Origin of the sequence: Phytobacter sp. V69, from assembly GCF_965644215.1 — a bacterium.
GTDB lineage: Bacteria > Pseudomonadota > Gammaproteobacteria > Enterobacterales > Enterobacteriaceae > Phytobacter.
On record NZ_CBFFRL010000513.1, the window covers coordinates 1 to 497 of the forward strand.

Here is a 497-nt window from a genome sequence, read left to right on the forward strand (position 1 = left end):
AATACTGGTTTATTGCGAAAGGCCCGCTTGCTGTAAAAGAAATGAAACAGCATCCGCGTCGAAATAAGCAGGCACTTAATGATGAATTTGTGAAAGCCAGTATCAGGGCGAAGGTTGAACATCCGTTCCGGATACTGAAATGCCAGTTTGGTTTCAGAAAGACCCGAATACGGGGTCTGAAGAAAAATCACAACCGTCTGTCAATGCTGTTTGCGATGGGCAATCTGGTTCGCGCTGCGCAACTGGCCGGACTAGCATAAATAATGTGCAAGATGAGGTTATTCTTTGCCATTCATTGAATAATAAAGGCCAAATATTCACCAGTACAAAGTGATCGCAGAGAGATAATACAGCTCAGCTAAGGTAAGGCTAATACAGCTAAGGACTCCACTGAACCCCACCGATTAAATCGCACCTTCCTAAGCATCGATACTTTAGGCGCATCAGGGTCTGGTGCCATCATTGCATTTATATGATTTTCCTTGGCTTCCTGTGCG

The 497-nt window shown here is 44.7% G+C and carries 1 protein-coding gene; it reads left to right on the forward strand.

The genetic code is table 11. The features are described from left to right. Positions 1–260: transposase (locus tag ACSZPU_RS26270; protein ID WP_499004562.1), on the forward strand; the 260-nt coding region annotated here is incomplete at its 5' end. Positions 261–497 lie beyond the last annotated feature (237 nt).